Below are 20312 nucleotides of genomic sequence, written 5' to 3' on the forward strand. Positions count from 1 at the left end.
CATAAAATCGAAGTGTAAATTTACACCTTTTTGAACTTTAAGACTAACAAAATATTCATTACCTGGATGAAAATGTTCAATATCCCCAATCTGATTACTGCCGGCAATATGCTCTGCGGAGTTTTTGCAATTATTTTAGCTTTTGCAGGAAGAATCGATATCGCACCTTATTTTATTTTCCTTGCTGCAGTTTTGGATTTTTTCGATGGGTTTGTGGCGCGCCTCTTGAAACAACAAGGTGAATTGGGAAAACAACTGGATTCCTTGGCGGATATGATTTCATTCGGTTTGGCACCGGGGATAATTATAATGATTACGCTTGTGATTTCTGTTTCTGAAAATGAAATGTTAGATTTATTCAGTCAATGGCCTATGGGAATTGACATGCATGATTTTAAGATGAGATCCTTAATTGGTGTGAATAGTTTTACAGCTTTTTCATCGCTTGAGGTATCCAATTGGATTTCCGGTATTGCATCACTAAAGAATGTTAATTGGATTCCATTTGTAGCCTTAATTATACCCTTCTTCTCGATGTTTCGCCTGGCAAAATTCAATATCGATACACGTCAGTCTGAATCATTTATTGGCTTGCCAACTCCGGCAAACACCATTTTCTTCATGGCATTTCCGTTGTTGCTAAATCAATATGGCGGAATAACTGGTTGGGAACACGATCTGATCATGTGGCTGGTTCAACCGATGGTTTTGATCCCGATTATTGTCATCATGTCGGTGCTTTTGGTTTCTGAATTACCCCTTTTTGCATTGAAATTCAAGAACTTCAAGTGGAAAGGGAATGGAACGAGATACGTGTTCTTGATAAGTTGTGGAATACTTATTTCAACTTTATTGATTTGGTCCATTCCAATTATTGTACTTTTGTACCTGTTATTATCATTTATTCAACACATTCTTCGAAAAAATCGAACGCATGAAATTCAAAGCTGAAATCGATGTGATGCCATTAGAGGCATTGTTAGACCCTCAAGGAAAAGCAGTTACTAACAGTATGCCAACTATTGGTTTGCCTGAAATTACCGGAGTGCGAGTTGGAAGACACGTACGTCTTTTTGTAGATGCACCTTCTAAAGAGGTTGCAACTGAAAAAGTGGAATTGGCTTGTAAGAAATTACTTTCAAACCAAATCATGGAAAGTTATTCGTATACGGTTGAGGAGGCGTAAGCCATGAATCCGTATTTAGGTAAAAATCACATTGGTTATCAAGTAAGTGCTCTTGGTAACCATGTTTTTTTTGGGATAGACCCCAAAACAAATCAGCCATTTGAAACTCCTTTTCATCAGGCAACTGCCGAAGAGGTCGACCTAGCACTTGCTAAATCCAAAGAAGCATTTGAACAATTCCGCCTGATCCCGATTGAAAAAAGAGTCCGGTTCCTAAAAGCAATCTCGGAAAAACTAAAAGCGAATAAAGAAATCCTCATTAAGTGGTTTTGTGCAGAAAGTGGTTTGCCGCAAGATCGCGCAGAGGTTGAGTTTGCTCGTTCATGTTTCCAGTTTGAAACTTATGCAAAAGCTGTTGAAACAGGTTATGCATTGGAGATCAAGATAGATTCTGCTAATCCGGAGAGAAAGCCGAGCCTCAAGCCATCACTTACCAAAATCAATATTCCCGTTGGACCCGTTGTAGTTTTCGGAGCAAGTAATTTCCCATTTGCCTATTCTACTTTAGGAGGAGATGTGGCTTCAGCGCTTGCTGCAGGTTGTTCGGTGATTGTGAAAGCACATGCCATGCACCCGCACACAAGTTCTATTTCAGCTCAATTTATTTTGGAAGTCGCAAAGGAACAAGGAATGCCGGATGGAATCCTATGTCATTTGTTGGCAGAAGATTTCACCGTTGGTCAGCAATTGGTTCAGGATCCGCGAGTAAAAGCAGTTGGATTTACAGGAAGCATCGGCGGCGGAATGGCCCTTCAGAAATTGATCAATGAACGTAAAGAACCGATCTCGCTCTATGCAGAAATGGGGAGTTCGAATCCAATCAGTGTCACGAAAAGCGCCTTGGAAAAACGCACCTCGGAAATCGCAAAACAGATTGGTGCATCCGTATTATTGAATGCAGGTCAGTTTTGTACTTCTCCGGGTTTATTAGTTATAGAAGAAACTGCAGAGTTGAATTCCTTTAAGGAAGAATTGATCCAAGCTTTTTCGAGCAGTGAATTACAATGTATGCTGCATCCCGGAATTTCAAAACGCTATTTCGAACGCGTGAAGGAACATGCGAAATTAGTCGATGTACTTTATGAAGGAAAGCGCGAAGGTAATTTCATCCAGCCTACGCTTGCGGAAGTAAACGCGACCCAATTTATTGCGCATCCTCAGATTCAGGAAGAGATATTCGGTTCGTATCTTACAATTGTACGATGTTCCGACAAATCCGAAATGAAGGAATGCCTGTTGCTTTTGGAAGGACAATTGACCACCGGTTTATATGCAGAGCCATCGGAAGAGATCGATGAATTTCTTTCCATTTTAACTGCTAAATCCGGTCGGATTATTCTCAATGGAGTACCGACAGGGGTGGAGGTGAGCTATGCCCAACAGCACGGCGGACCTTTTCCAAGTAGTTTGAATTCCTATTTCACATCTGTGGGTTGGGATGCGATCAAACGATTCCAACGTCCTGTTACATTTCAAAACTTCTCAGAAGGATTTAGTTCTAAAACAGTGGAATTCAACGAAAACGCTGTTTTTTTACATTTTCTTAACGGAAAATACTCGTAAACGTGTTGACAGGTCAAATTAAAAATACGTTATTTGCCAAGATGAATTCCCTATCGTTCATTAGTTCTATTGTTATATTTGTATTTAAATTTTAGATTATGTCAGAATTAGAATCAGGCTCAAAGAAAAACATGACACCGGCACTAACAGCGATTATTGTTTTGTTGGTTGTATTGTTAGGAACGATGACTTACTTATGGAGTTCAAAAAATGGTGCTTTGAAAGAAGCGACCAAGAAAAATGAAGAACTTCAAGCGGACATCGAAGAAATGAACAAAATGATGGCTCCGTTCTTAGGGAGTGAAACCACAAACGACTTGATGTCGGATTTCACCAACATGATGGATACATATGATGCGCTAATCAAAAAAGATGCATCTAAATCTGATAGCTTGACTGCTCAGAAAGACAAGATTCAAGGTTTGATGACTGAGTTGGAAAGTGCTAAAAAGAATGGTCGTGTAACAGCATCATTGATTGCCAAGTTGAAACGTGAAAACGAAACCTTGCGTCAGATTATGATCAGCTATGTGAAGCAGATCGATCAGTTGAATACCATGAACCTGAAGTTGACTTCGGAATTGGATGAGACTTCGACTCAATTGGCTGAAACGAAAAATGAACGCGACACTTATAAAACGGAGGCGGAACAAAGTGCCGAACAGGTTAAGAAAGGTTCCAAGTTGGCAGCTTATGGATTCACATCGACAGGTTTGCGTATGAAATTGAATGATACAACTGAGCCGACGACGAAAGCTCGGAATTGTGTTCAGGCGAAATCAACGTTTACAATTGGTGAAAATACCATTGCTACGGCTGGAGATAGAAGTGTTTATCTGCAGATCATCGATCCGGATGGAAAAACATTGCAAGGTCGCTCAGGTGGAACTGCAAGTGCTACGGACGGTAATATCGTATACTCTGCTAAACGCGATATCCAGTACAACAACAAATCATTGGATGTTACAATATTCTATGATTTCAATGGTGAAGAGCCGGTTAAAGGAAATTACAAAGTGAAAATTTTCTGTGATGGTCAGGCTATCGGTTCTGATAGCTTTACTCTAAAGTAAATTGATTTATAAAGAAATTATAGCTCCGGGATTAAATTAGTTCCGGAGTTATATGTTAAAAGGAATAAACGTTGAAACGTTTTAGGTAAATTAGTGGGACTAAAGTCCAATTTTTAAAGTTAGGTAAATGACAAATATTTTTATCGCAAATCTCGACTGGGAGATTACATCAGAAGATTTGCAAGCAACGTTTTCAGCGTTTGGTGCGGTTCACTTAGCACATGTTGTGTTTGATGCTAAGACAAAACAATCAAAAGGTTTTGGTTATGTGGAAATGGAAAGTGCAGAGGAAGCAATCAACGCAATTCAGGCATTAAACGGTTTCGAAGTAAATGGTCGAAAGCTGGATGTGAAGATTGCATCTCCGAAAGCAAATCGTCCAAAACCGGAGGATAAACCAAAGAAACCTGCATTTGGTAACAAGCCAGGTGGTTTTGGAGGACCGAAAAAACCGTATAATAGCAACGGACCAAGACAAGGAGGTCAAGGTGGTGGTGGATCTTACAGATCAAACGACCGAAGCCCTAATCCTAACTTCAAACGCGAAGGAGGAAGCAGTAGCTCAAGTTCCAATTCAGGATCAAGTTCAAACTCCGGTTCGAGCTCGAGTTCAGGATCAGGTTCAAGTGAACGTCAAATGCGTCCTCGTAGAAAATTTGATAACTAGTTAAATTAAACCATGTCAGAAGCTGTCAATCAAGGTCACGTAGAAATGCGTGTAGATGAATTCGGTATTGCTACTATCGAATTTGGACATCCATTAAGTAATTCATTACCGGGAAATATTCTTCGAAAATTAGCTGAAACTATTACGGATGCCGGAACAGATTCGGCAGTGAAAGTAATTGTATTGAGGTCTGGTGGAGATAAGGCATTTTGTGCCGGAGCAAGTTTTGATGAACTAATTTCCATTAAGGATCTGGATACGGGGAAAGTGTTTTTCTCCGGTTTCGCTCAGGTGATCAATGCGTGCAGAAAATGTCCGAAACTGATTATCGGTCGCGTCCAAGGAAAAGCAGTCGGAGGAGGTGTTGGAATCGCTTCTGCTGTTGATTATTGCTATGCAACCCGTTTTGGAGAAGTAAAACTTTCTGAATTGGCTGTAGGAATCGGTCCGTTTGTGGTTGGTCCGGCAGTTGAACGTAAAATGGGACTTTCAGCTATGTCTCAGTTGGCAATCAATGCTACTGAATGGAGAACAGCTGAATGGGCCATGCTCAATGGTTTATATGCGGATGTATTTGACACGGAAGGTGAGATGGATGAAGAAATCTCCCGTTTGGCAACTACATTGGCGAAATCAAGTCCGGAAGCAATGGCAGAATTAAAGAAGGTCTTCTGGTTAGGAACCGAAGATTGGGATCAGTTATTGTCAGACCGTGCTGCAATCAGTGGAACCCTGGTTCTTTCCGATTTTACGGTGAATGCAATCAATTCGTTTAAGAAAAAGTAATTTTTCAAATAAATAATGGAAGGTCATGCATTTTTATGTATGACCTTTTTGTTTTCCTGAAGTTTTGATTCTGTCAATTTGAACCCCGATTCATTCATCTAACTAATTTTCAAGTCCATTGAAATGAATTTTGAATAACTTTGTACCGAAAGACCCCTAAATTATGAAAACACTACTTTTAACTATTCTTGCGTTTGTTAGCCTTCAACTGAATGCCCAAACCTGGGTTCAGGTACCTGATGCTAATTTTCAAACCTATTTAACGGCTAATTACCCTGCATCAGCTTTTATGACTAGCGGCGGTAATTTTTTTGTGGATTCCGATCATGCGGATATTCAGAGTACGACCTCACTTAATATTTCAAGTCTTTCAATTTCGACTATTGATGGAATTGCAGCGTTTGAAAAATTGAATATTTTGGATTGTCATGGAAATAACCTGACAAGCTTATCTGGTTTGTCTGATTCTATCGTTTCTTTAAATTGTTCATACAACCAATTGACAGCTTTACCTACTTTACCAATGAATTTGGCTAGCCTGGAGTGTCAACAAAATCAACTGACGGCGCTTCCTGCCTGGCCTGCGCACTTCTCGGCATTGGATTGTTCAAATAATCAGATTACTGCATTGCCGAATCCGCTTCCTACTAATATGGGGGTTTTAAAGTGTTCAAATAATCAGTTAACACAGTTGCCGGCTCTTCCTTCATCTCTGTCATTTCTCTATTGTGTATCAAATCAATTGACACAAATGCCAGCTCTTCCTAATCTAGTTTATTTTTATTGTGGTTATAATCAATTGACATCCTTACCGGTTTTACCGAATACTTTGGAACAATTTGGATGTGAATCCAATCAGTTATCTGCTTTGCCTGATTTGCCGAACGTACCGAATGGGTTGTATCATGTAATGTGTAATGACAATCAACTTACAGTATTACCAGATCTTCCAGCAACACTTAGTACTTTGAGTTGTTCCAATAATCAATTGACTTCATTGCCAATATTACCAGCAGGATTGACAGCTCTGGTATGCGAATTAAATCAGTTGACTGAACTTCCCGATTTGCCGGATTCGTTGAATTTTTTAGCATGTGCGTATAATCAAATCACTTGTTTTGCTCCTTTTTCTGAAGTGGTGGATAATGTCCTAATTGGAAACAATCCGTTTACTTGCCTACCGAATTATACTACTGGAATGTTACCGGATTTATTGGCTTATCCTTTGTGCGATGAGAACGACCCGGTGAATAACCCGAATGGTTGCACAGGAGCCAATGGAATAGAAGGAATGGTATTTCATGATATCAACAATGATTGTATTCCTGCTGGTGGAGTCGTAACCTATATTCCAATGTCGGTTTACGATTCGACAGGTAATTTGATGGTTACATCTACGAGTTTGGCAAATGGAAATTATTATTTTTCAGCTGGACCAGGAAGTTACGAATTGGAAATTGAGACTTCCAATCTTACTCCGTCACTCCAGGTAACTTGTCCTGTAGGAAATTCTTCCAACGCTGTAGTTCCATTTACAGATACAGTGGTTTCAGGAGGAGATTTCGGATTGAATTGCGCCGGATTTGATTTAGGGGTGCAATCAATTGTTCCGAACGGTTGGGTTTTTCCAGGGCAAACACACGAATTGAACATTTTGGCGGGAGATGTAACTGCACAGTACAATATGCATTGTGCCTCAGGTATTTTAGGTGAAGTGACGATCGCTGTTACCGGTCCGGGGGTAATTACTTTTGGAGGTTCTCCATCAACTGTTTCCGCAAATACAGCGGTTTATTCCATTACTGATTTTGGAATATTGAATGCAAACGAATTTATTGCAACGATTCTTACAGATACAACTGCAATAGCGGGAGATGAATTCTGTGTAACAGTTTCAGTTGCAACAAATGCTTCGGGAGAGCTGGACATTACGAATAACCTGTATAGTTATTGCTACAACGTTGTCAATTCATACGATCCAAATGTAAAAGAAACCTTTCCGGAAGTTGTGCAACCAGGATATACCGATGAATTCACTTACACCATCCATTTTCAAAATACGGGGAATGCTCCTGCAATGAATATTCGTTTAGCGGATACTTTGGATTCAAACCTGGATTTGTCCACTTTCAAAGTCGTCAATGCAAGTCATCCATTTACCACAACTTTGAATTCGAATACCCGTTTGCTGATTGTGCGTTTTCCAAATATTATGCTTCCTGACAGCACAAGTGATTCGCAAGGTTCAATTGGGTTTATTCAATACCGGGTGAAACCTCTTCCCGGATTGACAAATGGAACGATTATTCACAATACGGCTTATATCTATTTCGATTACAATGCTCCGATTGTAACAAATACAACAGAGAATGTATTCTTTACTGATCTGGGACTTGGAGAATGGAATGCAGAAACTATCCAGCTTTACCCGAATCCGGCAGAAAATGAATTTCTTGTTCGCGCTGAAAGGGAAATAGATCAGATCACGCTTTCCGATATCAACGGAAAACAAGTTGTCAGTGATTTTCCACATGCAAAAACAACTTCAGTGGATGTTTCGGATCTGAAACAAGGGGTTTATATCGTAACGATTAAAACAAACCAATCAATAATCACAAAACGTTTGATAGTTCGCTGATAAAAAAGTTGAATGAATAGGTAGGGACGTGATTAATCGCGTCCCTCTTTTTATTTATTTTGAAAGCAAAGCCAATAAAGCAAAACTTGCCAACCAGTGTTCGCCCATGTAATCTCCATCCACAATATTGGATAAAGAAGTCTGAATGTGCTGATCTGCAATTTTGTTCAAGTGAGCTAATTCAGGCAATGTTTTTGTAATTCCGTACAAACACCAGGCTCTGCTGAAGTTTAAGCCGTCCAGATGGACCAGATGACCATCTGAGCGATCGGAAACTTTGCCCGGCTCCAGAGTGAACTTCTTACTGAACAATTGAGGAGCAAATCGCTTCAGCCAGGATTTGAATTCGTCCTTGCTCAAAATCCGCCGCATGATGTCGATTTCCTCAAAACCACCGGAAAGAAAATCATAACCGCTTGGTTCCAGATGCAAGGGATAGTTTTTGTCGTTGAAATAAAAATCACGTGCTCTTTTTTCAATAACCGTTTTCAGTGAATCGTTGGAATGGGCGATGGCATAATCATATGAAAAAGTCAATCCGAAAGCAGTGTTAATGTGATCTCCGGATCGAATGGCATAATTGAGTTTGGGAAGGAATTCGATGTATTTCTGACAGAACAGATCGGATAGAGGTTTCAGATTTGAACTCAGTTCCCTTCCAACGGGATGGTCCCAGCTTTCCAGTTCCAGTTGTAGTTTGAGTAACCAATTCCAACCGTAAGTCCGTTCAAAAGAACCGTTGTTTTTGGTTCCGAAGTAAGCGATTTCTTTTTGGATGTTGTCTTTGCTCAAGTTTGTCTGAAGGACCATCAGAACGGAATCAGTGATCAGTTCCGGGTATTTGTTCAGTAATTTAACCATCAGCCAATGTCCGTGAACAGAAGAATGCCAATCGAAACAACCGTAAAATGACGGATGAAGTTCTGCTGGAGATTTCAGGTCGCCGGTTTCATTCAAAACCTGTCCCAATTTATTTGGATATTCTTTTTGGACACATTTCAAGGGTAAGCCAAGTAGTCTTTTTGCTTCTGTCAAAGAGATTTCCTGTGCCAAACTGATACTTGTGATAAAAAGGAATGCTACTGTCAATTGCTTCATCATGTATGAATTTTTCCAAATGTAGGATTATTTTTCTTGCTTGTAAGTTCTGTCGTGAAATGCAAGGATTCCTGTGTAACTTTGGGTGATTGAACAGCAAATAAATCATGGAAAACCAGGTTGAAGAACGGAAAATAATTCACATCGATATGGATGCGTTTTATGCTTCTGTGGAGCAAATGGATGATCCTGATTTGAAAGGGAAACCGATTGCTGTAGGCGGAAGTAAGATGAGAGGAGTTGTGGCTGCAGCTAGTTATGAAGCGCGTAAATTCGGAGTGAAATCGGCAATGCCAAGCTCAACAGCGGCGCGTTTGTGTCCGGATCTCATCTTTGTCCGACCGCGTTTTGATCGCTATCAGGAAATCTCATTACAGATTCGCGCAATCTTTTACGACTATACGGATTTGGTGGAACCGCTTTCATTGGATGAAGCGTTTTTGGATGTGACGACCAATAAGAAAGGAATTCCGTCGGCCACCTTGTTGGCAAAAGAGATCCGCGAACGTATTTTGAAGGAAGTCGGGTTAACTGCCAGTGCGGGAATCTCCATCAATAAGTTTACTGCTAAAATCGCTTCGGATGTGAACAAACCAAACGGGCAACTGACTGTTCCGCCCGGTGAAGTGGAAAATTTCCTGGAGAAACTGCCTATCGACCTGTTCTTCGGGATAGGGAAGGTGACAGCAGCAAAAATGAAGGAACTGGGTGTGCGCACGGGAAAAGACCTGAAGAAAAAGAGCATGACCTTTCTGACGCAACATTTTGGGAAGCAAGGACTGCATTTTTACCATATTGTTCGTGGAATTCATCGAAGTCAGGTAAAACCGGATCGGATCCGGAAATCCTTTGCTGTGGAGCACACTTATTTTTCTGAAATCCATTCCAAACGGCAAATGTTGGAGAGTCTGGAGCAGATCGCCCTTGATCTGGAAAAACGGATGGAAAAACGCTCCATTGCCGGAAAATGTGTTTCCATCAAGATAAAATACGATGATTTCACGACTCAAACCCGCGCAAAAACGGTGTTGGAGTTCATGTCAAGTAAGGATCAGTTTTTTCCTTTAGTGGAAGGTTTGTTGGATCAATTGGAGATTAACAAACCGGTTCGTTTACTTGGAATTTCACTTTCAAAATTGAACACGGAAGAAGGCGATGTGGAACCGGATAAACAGTTGACCTTGCAGTTTTAACCTATAACTGGATTAGCACCCCGATTCCAGCTCCAAATGCAGGATTGCGGCGAACGGTGAAATCCCATTTCAATTGCTGTAAAAGCGGCTGATTGAAGCTTCCGAAACCGAATAAACGGAATTTCCGGATAGTATAATGGATCTCAGGTCGCAACCAAACATTCCAACCGAAGGAATTCAATCGGGGAGGACTTGAATGGGGAGCGGATTGTTTTTCTGTCATCCAACTGTAAGTGAATTCAGTTCCACCGGAAATCCGCAAGTGGAAGTTATTCGCAAATGGTGTTGAAAAGGAAATCCCCAATGGCATGATGACCGAATTAACCTGGTAAATACGTGTTTCATTTTGTTTCCGGATAAAATGTCCAAATGAATCCGTAGAAGGGACACTGCTTACACCCTCATAAATTACAAAACTATCCAAACTGTACAAAGTGCCATATTGGGTGATCCTGCTTGAGCGAAATCCTAATCCGACGATTGCATCGAGGTTGGTGCTGAGTCTTCGGTTGAATTCGATTTTCCCGTAAAAGGAAGTGCTATGAATCCGAGCGTATTCTTTTGAAGTGCCGGAAAATTCCGTGCTATCGAATCGTTCGGAAGGTTTTTTAGTCTCATTTTCCCAACCGGAAAGTAGCGACATGGACCATTTTTGCTGCGTTTTTTTCACTTCCGGCAAAAGACTTGGTTTGTCAGTTGCTGTTGCAAGGTCTTTGATGGCTGCTGAATCACTTGGAAGATTTGCGATTGTGCTGTCTTTAGGATTGTCTTCCACGGTTTTTGGTTCCGGAGTGACTGGTGTTTGCTCTTCCGTTTTTGCAAACAAATTTTCTGCTTCCGGGTTTTGATTTTCCGATTCTTCAGATTGAATTGCACTGGCTTTTAACTCGGAGGATTTGTTATTTGAAGCGACTGATACTTTGGCTTTTGAAGAACGGAATAATGGTGTTTTTGCCACAGATTCTTTAGACTCAACCCTTTTTATTTGGGGATCTCGATGCCGGACAAGTTGTTTTTCAGTGGTGTTTAATGCGATTTCAGCTTGGGATATTTCTGTGTTTCCGTCATTTTTGGAAAGACCGGATATGTTCGCGTGTTCGGACGATTGATTTTGAGTGATGTGATTTGTTTCAACAGTTCTTTTTCCTGAAATGGAATAAAAATAACCTGTTGCAGCTAAAACCGAAGTGCTGAAAATAACCGGGAACCAAATGAATAGAAACCTTCTTCGCTTCTTTTTGGAAGTGATGGCACGATCGATGTTGGTTTTCACCGAGGCATCCGGAGTCAATTCAAACCCTTCAAAGGTTGTTTGAAACAACTGATCTATTTCGTCAAGCTCTTTCATTGTTTCTTTTTTTTTCAAGATTGATTCGAATCCAATTTTTTGCCTTGGCCAATTGCGATTTGGAGGCACCTTCAGTGATCTCCAGGTATTCTGCAATTTCTTTGTGTGTCAAATTATCCAATACAAACAAGTTGAATACTGTCCGATATCCTGCTGGCATTTCCGTCAATAATTTTAGAAGTATATTTTTCTCTTCGCTGGTTTCGTTTTCCGAAACAGATAGTTCCTGCCGACCTTCAAAAAAGTCGTCTTTTTCGGTTCGAACCATTCTTTTTTGCACTTTCAAAAAAGTAATAGCCGTTCGAATGGTGATGGTCTTGATCCACGGTCCGATTGGAAGTTCCGGATTCATTTTCTCCCGATTCTCATAGACTCTGATAAATGCTTCCTGAAGGATTTCCTGTGCGTCATCTCTGCAGCTTGCATAGCGCATACAGATACCAAACATAGAAGGGGAGTATTTTTGGTACACCCCGTCAAAAGCTTTTTTATTTCCTTTGATGAAATCTTCTATGCGCTCTTCCATTTTAACGATTCCGGAATTTTTTCGGCGTTAATGATCCGTTTTTACTCAAATTTATTACCGCTCCAGTTCCATGTAAAAACCGCAAGCGCCTTCTCCGGTTGACTTCTTATTCTCATCAATGAAAATCTGATTGCCTGAGATCACAAATTGTCCCAGTTCGTTGGCATCGATCACCAGGTAGTTTTGATTCGAATTGGAAATCTGTTGAAAAGGATATGTTCCCGAAGGTAAGGAATAGTAACTGGAATTTCCTACTGTATTGTTAACTGTTAAGGTAGCATTTTGAGTATTGAATGTCCATTCGATCTCTCCGGAAGCATAGTTTTCATTGATACCGGCTATTCCACCATACAGGTGGACCAGGTTCCATTTTCCATCAAGGTCACTTGTTGCATGAGTGTTTTGATGCGAGGTATTGGCGGGACTCACTTCTTTTTTACAGGCACTTAATACTACAAGTATCAATATGGGCAAGATATAAACGATCTTTTTCATGATTTCAGATTTTAATTTAAACGTATTGAAGGATCAAAGGGTGCTTTTGAAGACTCTTTTTGTCGACTTATTTCCTTTGACATCGGTCAATGTGAGTAAATAGATTCCATCTTTCAGATCAGACAGGTCTATTTTTTTGTCAAAATTGAGATCGATTTCTTTCGATACTTTTTGACCGGAAATGGAATTCAATTCAATGGTTTCAATGATTGCATCTGTCTTTATTCGGATCTCTTCGTTAAAGGGGTTTGGATGAATACTTACATCGAAGTTGTTTGGGTGTTCATTGATTCCTAAAAGATTCCCGATAGAAAAATAAAGTGTGTCGTGATCTTCAATCACATCCATCGGCATGATAATCAGATTGACGTCCAGTTCATAATCACCGGCTTCCAGATTTCCGAGCGATACGGTATCGATATCGTGGCAGATGTAAGTTGCTGCTCCGGGGTTGTATTCCAGGTTCAGGGTGATTTGATTCCCTTGCACGGTTACATAGTGATTCTCCAAATTGCAACTTCCGGAAGAAAATGTAGCGTAGCAGATAATCTTGATTTCATCCGCGATAGTCGGGTTGTCGGGAATCATCTTTAAACTGTCTATTGCAGGAAGCTGTCCAAAGACTTGTTGGGTGAACAGGATCAATCCCGGAATGAGCAGTTGTTTTAGTTTAATTGTTTTCATGCGGTATTGTATTGCTGATTATTTAAATTTGTTTCCTCTATTACAAAAGCAAAAACGGAAAGGTTGCCTGGAGAAAATTGAAAGTTTAATCCCGATAGCTATCCGGAGGATAATTGAAAAGGAAATTGCACGAATCTGCCATGGTGGATTTATAGCGAAAGCCCCCTTTCTTTTTGTTCAATTTTCATGTCTCCATTTTCAATGAAAGGGGTCGATTTTCCTGAAAATGAATGATAATATGGAATCTAACCGATTAATATTCAGTTTTATTTCGAAATCCCTTGTTATTAAAAAATAGAGTTTCTATCTTTGCACCCCCCAAATTGGGGTTATTGTCTTATTTAAAAATTAAAAGGTAGTGGATACTTTAAGTTACAAAACTGTTTCTGCTAACAAGGAAACCGCGAATAAAAAGTGGTTGTTAGTAGATGCTGAAGGCCATACAGTTGGTCGTCTGGCAAGTGAGGTAGCGAAGTTAGTACGTGGAAAACACAAACCAAACTTCACACCGCATGCTGACTGTGGAGATAACGTGATCGTTATCAATGCAGCAAAAATCTCTTTCTCTGGTACAAAATTAGAGAACAAAGAGTATGTTCGTTACACTGGATATCCAGGAGGACAACGTTCATTGACTGCGCAAGAATTATTGAAACGCAGCCCTGAACGTGTAATCGAAAAAGCGATTAAAGGGATGTTGCCAAAGAATACTTTGGGTCGTCAATTGTTTAGAAATGTAGTGGTTTACGCTGGTACAGATCACAAACAAGAGGCTCAAAAACCGGAGGCTATTAACTTATTAAAAGCTAAGAAATAAAGGATATGGAAGTAGTAAACGCATTAGGAAGAAGAAAAACTTCAGTTGCTCGTGTGTACTTGATGAAAGGTACGGGCAAGATGACAATTAATAAACGTGATTACAAGGAGTTCTTTCCAGTAGCTATTTTGCAAGGAAAAGTTGAGCAACCGTTCAACTTGACTGATACTTTAGGTCAGTATGACATTAAGGTAAATGTAGCTGGAGGAGGAATTAACGGACAAGCGGAAGCTATTCGTTTAGGAGTATCCCGCGCTTTGGTTGAGGTTTCAGCAGACTTTAAAACGTTGTTGAAAGCAGAAGGTTTAATGACACGTGACCCAAGAATGGTTGAGCGTAAGAAACCGGGTCAACCGAAAGCACGTAAGAAATTCCAGTTCTCGAAACGTTAATTTGAATTTTATTTTCTCGTTTTGGCGAGAAGGTTGTTTAGTATCCAAGCACAAAGTATTATCATTGGTCAGTCGACTAATTGCCCCCTTTGTTTAGCTGATTACTAAGGAACGTAAACAATTAAAGAAAAAAGATTATGTCTAAAGTAAATTTTGATAGTTTATTAGAAGCAGGTGTTCACTTCGGACACTTAAAAAGAAAATGGAACCCGGCAATGGCGCCGTATATCTTTGACGAGAAAAAAGGTATCCACATTATTGACCTTAATAAGACAATTGCACATCTTGATCAAGCTTGTGCGGCAATGAAGCAAATTGCTAAGTCGGGTAAAAAAGTACTTTTCGTAGCTACTAAAAAACAAGCAAAGGAAATCATCACGGATCGCGTAGCTCCGATTAACATGCCATATGTAACAGAACGTTGGTCAGGTGGTATGTTGACAAATTTCCAAACAACACGTAAGTCAATCCGTAAAATGGTGTCTATCGACAAAATGAAAACGGATGGTACTTGGGAGACTTTGAACAAACGTGAGCGTTTATTCAAAACTCGTCAACGTGACAAACTGGAAAAAACGTTTGGTTCAATTGCTGACATGACTCGTCAACCGGCAGCGATCTTTATCGTTGATATCTTGAAAGAGCATATCGCATTGGCTGAAGCAAAACGTTTGGGTATCCCAACATTTGCAATGGTAGATACGAATTCTGACCCTCGTTTGGTTGATTTCCCTATCCCAGCAAATGACGATGCTACAAAATCAATTGCAATCATCTTGGATGCAATTTGTGGAGCGATCAAAGAAGGTTTGGATGATCGTAAAGCTAATACAGCTAAAGATAAGGATGAGGCTCCTGCTGCAACTGAAGAAGTTGTTGCGAAAGTTGAAGAAACAAAAGAATAATAACAAAGTAGTCCCGAGGTAACAATCGGGACATACTTTTGTATAAACATTTAAACGATTTATAGTCATGGCAATTACTGCGTCAGATGTAAACAAATTACGCCAGCAAACAGGTGCTGGTATGATGGACTGTAAAAATGCATTAGTAGAAGCAGACGGCGATTTTGAAGCTGCTGTAGATATCTTGCGTAAAAAAGGTCAAAAAGTTGCTGCGAAAAGAGGTGAAAATGAAGCTGCTGAAGGGTTGGTTTTCGCTCAAACTAGCGCAGACAACAAAGTAGGTGTATTGTTAACGTTGAACTGTGAAACAGACTTCGTTGCTAAAAATGATACTTACCGTAACTTCGTTCAATCTTTGGTTGATATCGCAATGAAAAACTTGCCTGCATCTTCTGAAGAGTTGAAAGGATTGAAGTACGACGATAAATTAACTGTTGAGGAGAAAATCACTGAACAAGTTGGTGTTATCGGAGAAAAATTGGATTTATCAGGATACGCTGTATTGAAAGGTGACACAGTTGTTGCTTACAATCACCCTGGAAACCAATTGGCTACTTTGGTTGCTTTGAACAAAGGTGGAGAGACAGTTGCTGAAGCTGGTCGTCAGGTTGCAATGCAAGTTGCTGCGATGAATCCAATTGCTTTGAACAAAGATGGAGTAGACGCTCGTACAATCGAACGTGAAATCGAAGTTGGTAAAGAATTGGCTATCCAAGAGGGGAAACCTGCTGAAATGGCTGATAAAATTGCTCAAGGACGTTTGTCTAAATTCTTCAAGGAAAATACTTTGTTGAGTCAGGAATTCATCCGCGACAACAAATTGACAGTTGAACAATTTTTGGATTCTACTGAGAATGGTTTAACAGTTACTGAATTCAAACGTTTCTCTTTGAGCTAATCAGTTCTTAAGATTACAAATAATTGAAAATCCTGTCCAATTTGGGCAGGATTTTTTTGTTATAATAGTTTATTCTATGATTTCTAATCAATCAAAAGAGCCCTAGAAATTGATTGGTGATTAATATTTCGGAATTCTCATTGATAATTGGGTGTTTGGCTGTTGTTTGACTAACAATTCATAATCTGCAAGAGTTAGTTTATTACCACCTAAAATTGTGAGTTTCTTCAATTTTGGCCATGGACCGAAGTTTTTAGGAAGTGAAATATCCTTTGGCAAAAATAGATTGATGTATTCCAGTTCTTTCAATACATTTAGGTTGTCAGGAAATTGTCCCCCTCTTGTAAAGTAGAAATCAATTGATTTTAACTTACTCAAGTTTACAATTGAAACAGGAATGGTATAAGTTGTTGCCTTTAAAACTAGGTTCTCAAGATTTGAATTTGCTGGGAAATCTCCTCCGAAGTCAATTTTAGCCGATTCTACCGAAAGTGATTTTAAGGTTGAAATGCTCCATAATTTTCTGGGGACTTTAAAAATTATTGTATCGCCGGGTTGTGAATATATTTTGCATTCAAGACACTCCAAAGAGAGGTTTCTCAGGTGATTTTGTTGGAAAATAAAATCGGGCAAAGGACGATCTTTTCGAACAGCCATCCTTAATGAAGTCAGGTTTTTAAAAGTGTTTAATTCTTCAGGGTAACCATTTTTTATGTCATCAGGAAGTATAATCAGTGCTTTTACAAATTCAGGTTTTATCTGACAGTTATAAATTGGAGTTATTACGTCTCTATATTTTATATAACCTTGGTCAAAGGAGGAGAGTTTTAAGTAAACACGATGTTTTACGGTATCCTGACTAAACATAAAATAACCTTCAAGTACCAAAGTGTCATTTATTGTTGAAATCAATGGACAAAATCCTGAAATGACAATTCCTTTATTTAATTCAATTTTTGGCGCGGCACCAAACATGTTTTTATTCAATTCAAGTTCTGATTTTGTATTGATTTGACGAATGTCAGTGCACTCTGTCCCGAATTGATTTACTTGGATTTGTTTTTCCAAATGTGCATGTGCATCTTTTTTTGAAATTCCATTAATCTTGTCAAAATGAACTTTGCCGAGGTCTTGATACTTTGTTATGCAGCGTTCTTGAGTAGTTCCAGATCCTGAAGGAGGTGCTTCATGATATTTATATTGATTCATTGGAAAAGAGCGATCCGAAGGAATTAGTAATTCTTCGTTGAGCGTCGCAATAAAGTTGATTTCATAGCAATCATTATCTGTTTCTAAATATTGCCAGATTCCAGATCCGGTATATTCGGTTTGCTGACTAAGACTGGCAAAAGATGTGGCTGATACTAATAAAATTGAAAGACTAAGCTTGAAAGACATATTTTTTAATAAATATAATTTATTGCACTTTACTTTTTCACATCAAACTCATTCCCACATTCCAAACATTTGTAAACCGTTTTCCGGTAAACAGGGAAGATGAATAACAAAAAGGATGCGATAGCTGAGATGACCGCTCCTAGACTGCGCATTGATTTGTATCCGGATTCAATTTTGGTAGATTGACATTTCGGACAAGCAATGACTTGTTCATCATCCGTCGTGTAGGGAGTTTGTTCCAATTCCAATACAATGTTCTTGGCATGAGACAGGTCCTCTTCATTGATCTTTAGCTTGATTCCACCAACCAGATTGGAATACAATGGATTTACGGATACGATATTTTCATCAAATAGAAAACAGGTGATTCCTTCGCTCTCTAATTTGATTTTTAGGATATGTGCATCAATTGAATTGTCGAATGTCTTAAAAGTGATGAGTCCCATTAGAGGTTGTTTCTATAATTAAAAATGCCTTTGCTACACTGAATGAATCCAAATAAAATAGCTCCCCAGAAGATTAAGCCGATATTTGCCAGAGTCCCGATAATTCCGCCAACCATCCACAAAGAACCGAAAACAATCTCTCTTTGAGCCTTTTTCTTTAGTACATATCCCGTATAAAGACCGCGTGCCTCTGAAATCATTTGCATTGCTTTGGTTTCGTCATACCCTTTTTTGAGCAGTTTCCGGATAATTGATTGATCGTTATATTCTTGTTTGAAATAATTGAATAAAAGATTTAATTCTGCTTCATCCATTGAATTCATCAGGGATGTTTGATCAAGTATCTGGTGATTTTCCATGCCGGTAATTTGGATTAAAGTTAGCTTTTTTGCTTCATTTGGTTCTTTCAAACTGTCCGGATATTTAAAATATTCAATTAAACCGACTATATTTGCGCAACTTCTTTCAATAATTATGAAATACCATCGTATTCTGCTCAAATTAAGTGGCGAATCTCTCATGGGGGATAAGCAATTTGGAATTGACAACCAAAGACTTAGTCTTTATGCTAAGCAAATTAAGGAAATTCATGATTTGGGGGCAGAAGTTGCAATTGTGATCGGTGGTGGAAATATTTTCCGTGGTGTTCAGGCAGAAGAAGGTGGAATGGACCGGACGCATGGAGATTACATGGGAATGTTGGCAACGATGATTAATTCAATGGCGCTTCAATCAGCTTTGGAATCGGTAGGTCTTCAAACAAGACTGCAATCTGCTATTGAAATGAAAGAAATTTCCGAACCTTATGTAAGAAGAAGAGCTGTAAGACACTTGGAGAAGGGTCGGGTGGTGATTTTCGGAGCAGGAACGGGAAATCCTTATTTCACTACAGACTCAGCAGCATCGTTAAGAGCAATCGAAATCAATGCGGATGTGATCCTGAAAGGAACACGTGTGGATGGAATTTACACGGCTGATCCGGAGAAAGACCCTACTGCAACGAAGTTTGATACGATTACCTTTGAAGATGCTTATAGCAGAGGATTGAAAGTAATGGATATGACAGCTTTTACCCTTTGTATGGAAAACAACTTGCCAATTATTGTTTTTGATATGGATACTCCCGGAAATTTGAAACGATTAATGGACGGTGAACAAGTAGGAACAATTGTAAAAAATTAATAGCTATCCGCCGCGACGGATTCAATTTAGATAGATTATGACCGAAGAGTTAGAACTAATTTATGATGATTTGAAGTCATCAAATGCAAAAGCATTAGATCACTTAGAAAATGAATTGACGAAAGTAAGAGCAGGAAAAGCAACGCCTTCCATGCTTTCAGGAGTGTTGGTCGATTATTACGGTTCTCCGACTCCCATTCAACAAGTTGGAAACATCAATTCCATGGACGCACGTACATTGACTGTTCAGGCTTTTGAAAAGGCTATGCTGAATGAGATCGCAAAAGGGATCATGAACGCAAATTTGGGTTTGAATCCGCAAAATAATGGAGAACAATTGATCATACAAATCCCACTTTTGACAGAAGACCGCAGACGTGATTTGGTAAAGAAAGCGAAAGCAGAAGGTGAACATGCTAAAGTTGGAATCAGAAACAACCGCAAGGATGCGATTGATATGGTTAAAAGCTTGAAAGCAGATGGTCTTTCTGAGGATATGACAAAAGATGCTGAGAATGAAATTCAAAATCTGACAAATACGTTCATCAAGAAAGTGGATGATTTGGTAGATTTGAAAGAGAAAGATATAATGACTATCTAAAATGCGGTTCGTTTTATTTATCACAACCCTTTTTCTTCTTCTTTCATGCGCGAAACAACGGATGGTTAATCGCCTTGAAGGAAGATGGAAGTATACAAAAATGTTGATGAATAATGGCGAATACGTGGACCATTCGGAAGTCTATGAATTTACCGGGGGAGATAAGGATGAGAAGTCTGGTCTCCCTTTTATTATTTATGGTCAGGACACCACGGATTGGACCTATCGGATTTCCTCAAAGAGTGTTATTAAAGTGACCAATGCTGCAACCAATAAGGAAATTGATTGGTTAATAGAGGATATGGATAATAATTCATTGATTTTCCGGGTAGCTGAAGGAGTTGTATTCTTGGATAAGGAATAATCCGGTTTTTAATCAAAACCATTGGTTTTACTGGGCAAATAGACACATGTCT

Annotated in this window: 23 protein-coding genes; 15 read left to right on the forward strand and 8 right to left on the reverse strand. The window is 39.4% G+C overall.

Annotated features, from left to right (window positions below; all coding sequences use genetic code 11):
• The first annotated feature begins 30 nt into the window (after positions 1-30).
• From AAG807_RS15030 to AAG807_RS15060, 7 genes are all read left to right on the forward strand, one after another.
• Positions 31-951: a CDP-alcohol phosphatidyltransferase family protein gene (locus AAG807_RS15030; protein ID WP_341905618.1), complete on the forward strand. Its 921-nt coding sequence runs from the start codon at positions 31-33 to the stop codon at positions 949-951.
• Positions 935-1186 (forward strand): phosphoribosylformylglycinamidine synthase subunit PurS, encoded by a 252-nt coding sequence (gene purS, locus AAG807_RS15035; RefSeq protein WP_300359960.1) that lies wholly within the window; start codon positions 935-937, stop codon positions 1184-1186. The genes AAG807_RS15030 and purS overlap by 17 nt, the downstream gene beginning before the upstream one ends.
• A 3-nt stretch (positions 1187-1189) precedes the next feature.
• On the forward strand, positions 1190-2749 hold the full coding sequence (locus tag AAG807_RS15040) for an aldehyde dehydrogenase (NADP(+)) (RefSeq protein WP_341905622.1): 1560 nt from the start codon (positions 1190-1192) through the stop codon (positions 2747-2749).
• A 98-nt stretch (positions 2750-2847) separates the two neighbouring features.
• The gene (locus AAG807_RS15045) at positions 2848-3822 is read left to right on the forward strand and encodes a hypothetical protein (protein ID WP_341905625.1); all 975 of its coding nucleotides are present in this window, start codon (positions 2848-2850) and stop codon (positions 3820-3822) included.
• A 127-nt stretch (positions 3823-3949) separates the two neighbouring features.
• Entirely contained in the window at positions 3950-4489 is a 540-nt protein-coding gene (locus tag AAG807_RS15050) for a hypothetical protein (protein ID WP_341905627.1), read from the forward strand.
• A 12-nt stretch (positions 4490-4501) separates the two neighbouring features.
• Positions 4502-5275: an enoyl-CoA hydratase/isomerase family protein gene (locus AAG807_RS15055; RefSeq protein ID WP_341905630.1), complete on the forward strand. Its 774-nt coding sequence runs from the start codon at positions 4502-4504 to the stop codon at positions 5273-5275.
• Between the two features lie 163 nt (positions 5276-5438).
• Positions 5439-7913 carry a T9SS type A sorting domain-containing protein gene (locus tag AAG807_RS15060; RefSeq protein WP_341905632.1) on the forward strand — a complete coding sequence of 825 codons (2475 nt, stop codon included), beginning with the start codon at positions 5439-5441 and terminating at the stop codon, positions 7911-7913.
• A 54-nt stretch (positions 7914-7967) separates the two neighbouring features.
• Here the strand turns inward: AAG807_RS15060 and AAG807_RS15065 are convergent, their stop codons facing one another.
• The gene (locus AAG807_RS15065; protein WP_341905634.1) at positions 7968-9014 is read right to left on the reverse strand and encodes a DUF2891 domain-containing protein; all 1047 of its coding nucleotides are present in this window, start codon (positions 9012-9014) and stop codon (positions 7968-7970) included.
• 104 nt (positions 9015-9118) lie between these two features.
• On the opposite strand from AAG807_RS15065, the gene dinB reads away from it, so the two are divergent.
• The gene (dinB, locus tag AAG807_RS15070) at positions 9119-10204 is read left to right on the forward strand and encodes a DNA polymerase IV (protein WP_341905636.1); all 1086 of its coding nucleotides are present in this window, start codon (positions 9119-9121) and stop codon (positions 10202-10204) included.
• Position 10205: 1 nt separating this feature from the next.
• Here dinB and AAG807_RS15075 read toward each other — a convergent pair whose 3' ends face one another.
• Genes AAG807_RS15075 through AAG807_RS15090 form a run of 4 tightly spaced genes read right to left on the reverse strand, consistent with a single transcriptional unit; the run spans position 10206 to position 13257 of the window.
• The gene (locus tag AAG807_RS15075) at positions 10206-11552 is read right to left on the reverse strand and encodes a hypothetical protein (RefSeq protein WP_341905639.1); all 1347 of its coding nucleotides are present in this window, start codon (positions 11550-11552) and stop codon (positions 10206-10208) included.
• A complete protein-coding gene (locus tag AAG807_RS15080) occupies positions 11539-12078 on the reverse strand; it encodes a sigma-70 family RNA polymerase sigma factor (RefSeq protein ID WP_341905642.1) in 540 nt (179 codons plus the stop codon). The genes AAG807_RS15075 and AAG807_RS15080 overlap by 14 nt, the downstream gene beginning before the upstream one ends.
• 54 nt (positions 12079-12132) lie before the next feature.
• The gene (locus AAG807_RS15085) at positions 12133-12573 is read right to left on the reverse strand and encodes a hypothetical protein (protein WP_341905644.1); all 441 of its coding nucleotides are present in this window, start codon (positions 12571-12573) and stop codon (positions 12133-12135) included.
• A gap of 33 nt (positions 12574-12606) precedes the next feature.
• Complete coding sequence (locus tag AAG807_RS15090) at positions 12607-13257, reverse strand: T9SS type A sorting domain-containing protein (protein WP_341905646.1); 651 nt, start codon at positions 13255-13257, stop codon at positions 12607-12609.
• 358 nt (positions 13258-13615) lie between these two features.
• Here AAG807_RS15090 and rplM point away from each other — a divergent pair, with 358 nt between their 5' ends.
• The 4 genes from rplM to tsf all read left to right on the forward strand — a co-directional run bounded on the left by rplM (position 13616) and on the right by tsf (position 16269).
• A complete protein-coding gene (rplM, locus tag AAG807_RS15095) occupies positions 13616-14074 on the forward strand; it encodes a 50S ribosomal protein L13 (protein WP_341905649.1) in 459 nt (152 codons plus the stop codon).
• A 5-nt stretch (positions 14075-14079) separates the two neighbouring features.
• Positions 14080-14466, forward strand: coding sequence for a 30S ribosomal protein S9 (gene rpsI / locus AAG807_RS15100; protein WP_013687229.1), 387 nt, complete (start codon positions 14080-14082; stop codon positions 14464-14466).
• A gap of 137 nt (positions 14467-14603) precedes the next feature.
• Complete coding sequence (gene rpsB / locus AAG807_RS15105; protein ID WP_341905655.1) at positions 14604-15371, forward strand: 30S ribosomal protein S2; 768 nt, start codon at positions 14604-14606, stop codon at positions 15369-15371.
• Between the two features lie 67 nt (positions 15372-15438).
• Complete coding sequence (tsf, locus tag AAG807_RS15110; protein WP_341905657.1) at positions 15439-16269, forward strand: translation elongation factor Ts; 831 nt, start codon at positions 15439-15441, stop codon at positions 16267-16269.
• A gap of 120 nt (positions 16270-16389) precedes the next feature.
• Here tsf and AAG807_RS15115 read toward each other — a convergent pair whose 3' ends face one another.
• The 3 genes from AAG807_RS15115 to AAG807_RS15125 are packed head-to-tail and all read right to left on the reverse strand — an operon-like array spanning position 16390 to position 18523.
• A complete protein-coding gene (locus AAG807_RS15115; protein ID WP_341905659.1) occupies positions 16390-17667 on the reverse strand; it encodes a hypothetical protein in 1278 nt (425 codons plus the stop codon).
• A gap of 29 nt (positions 17668-17696) precedes the next feature.
• Entirely contained in the window at positions 17697-18113 is a 417-nt protein-coding gene (locus AAG807_RS15120) for a DUF2007 domain-containing protein (protein ID WP_341905662.1), read from the reverse strand.
• Entirely contained in the window at positions 18113-18523 is a 411-nt protein-coding gene (locus tag AAG807_RS15125; protein WP_341905664.1) for a hypothetical protein, read from the reverse strand. The genes AAG807_RS15120 and AAG807_RS15125 overlap by 1 nt, the downstream gene beginning before the upstream one ends.
• 64 nt (positions 18524-18587) lie before the next feature.
• Between AAG807_RS15125 and pyrH the strand changes: the two genes are divergently transcribed.
• The 3 genes from pyrH (at position 18588) to AAG807_RS15140 (ending at position 20260) form a co-directional block, all read left to right on the forward strand.
• Positions 18588-19295 (forward strand): UMP kinase, encoded by a 708-nt coding sequence (pyrH, locus tag AAG807_RS15130; protein WP_341905667.1) that lies wholly within the window; start codon positions 18588-18590, stop codon positions 19293-19295.
• A gap of 37 nt (positions 19296-19332) precedes the next feature.
• Positions 19333-19896, forward strand: coding sequence for a ribosome recycling factor (frr, locus tag AAG807_RS15135; RefSeq protein WP_341905670.1), 564 nt, complete (start codon positions 19333-19335; stop codon positions 19894-19896).
• Between the two features lie 61 nt (positions 19897-19957).
• The gene (locus AAG807_RS15140; protein ID WP_341905672.1) at positions 19958-20260 is read left to right on the forward strand and encodes a hypothetical protein; all 303 of its coding nucleotides are present in this window, start codon (positions 19958-19960) and stop codon (positions 20258-20260) included.
• Positions 20261-20312 lie beyond the last annotated feature (52 nt).

The organism is Fluviicola taffensis DSM 16823, assembly GCF_943372375.1.
Taxonomy (GTDB): domain Bacteria; phylum Bacteroidota; class Bacteroidia; order Flavobacteriales_D; family Crocinitomicaceae; genus Fluviicola; species Fluviicola taffensis_A.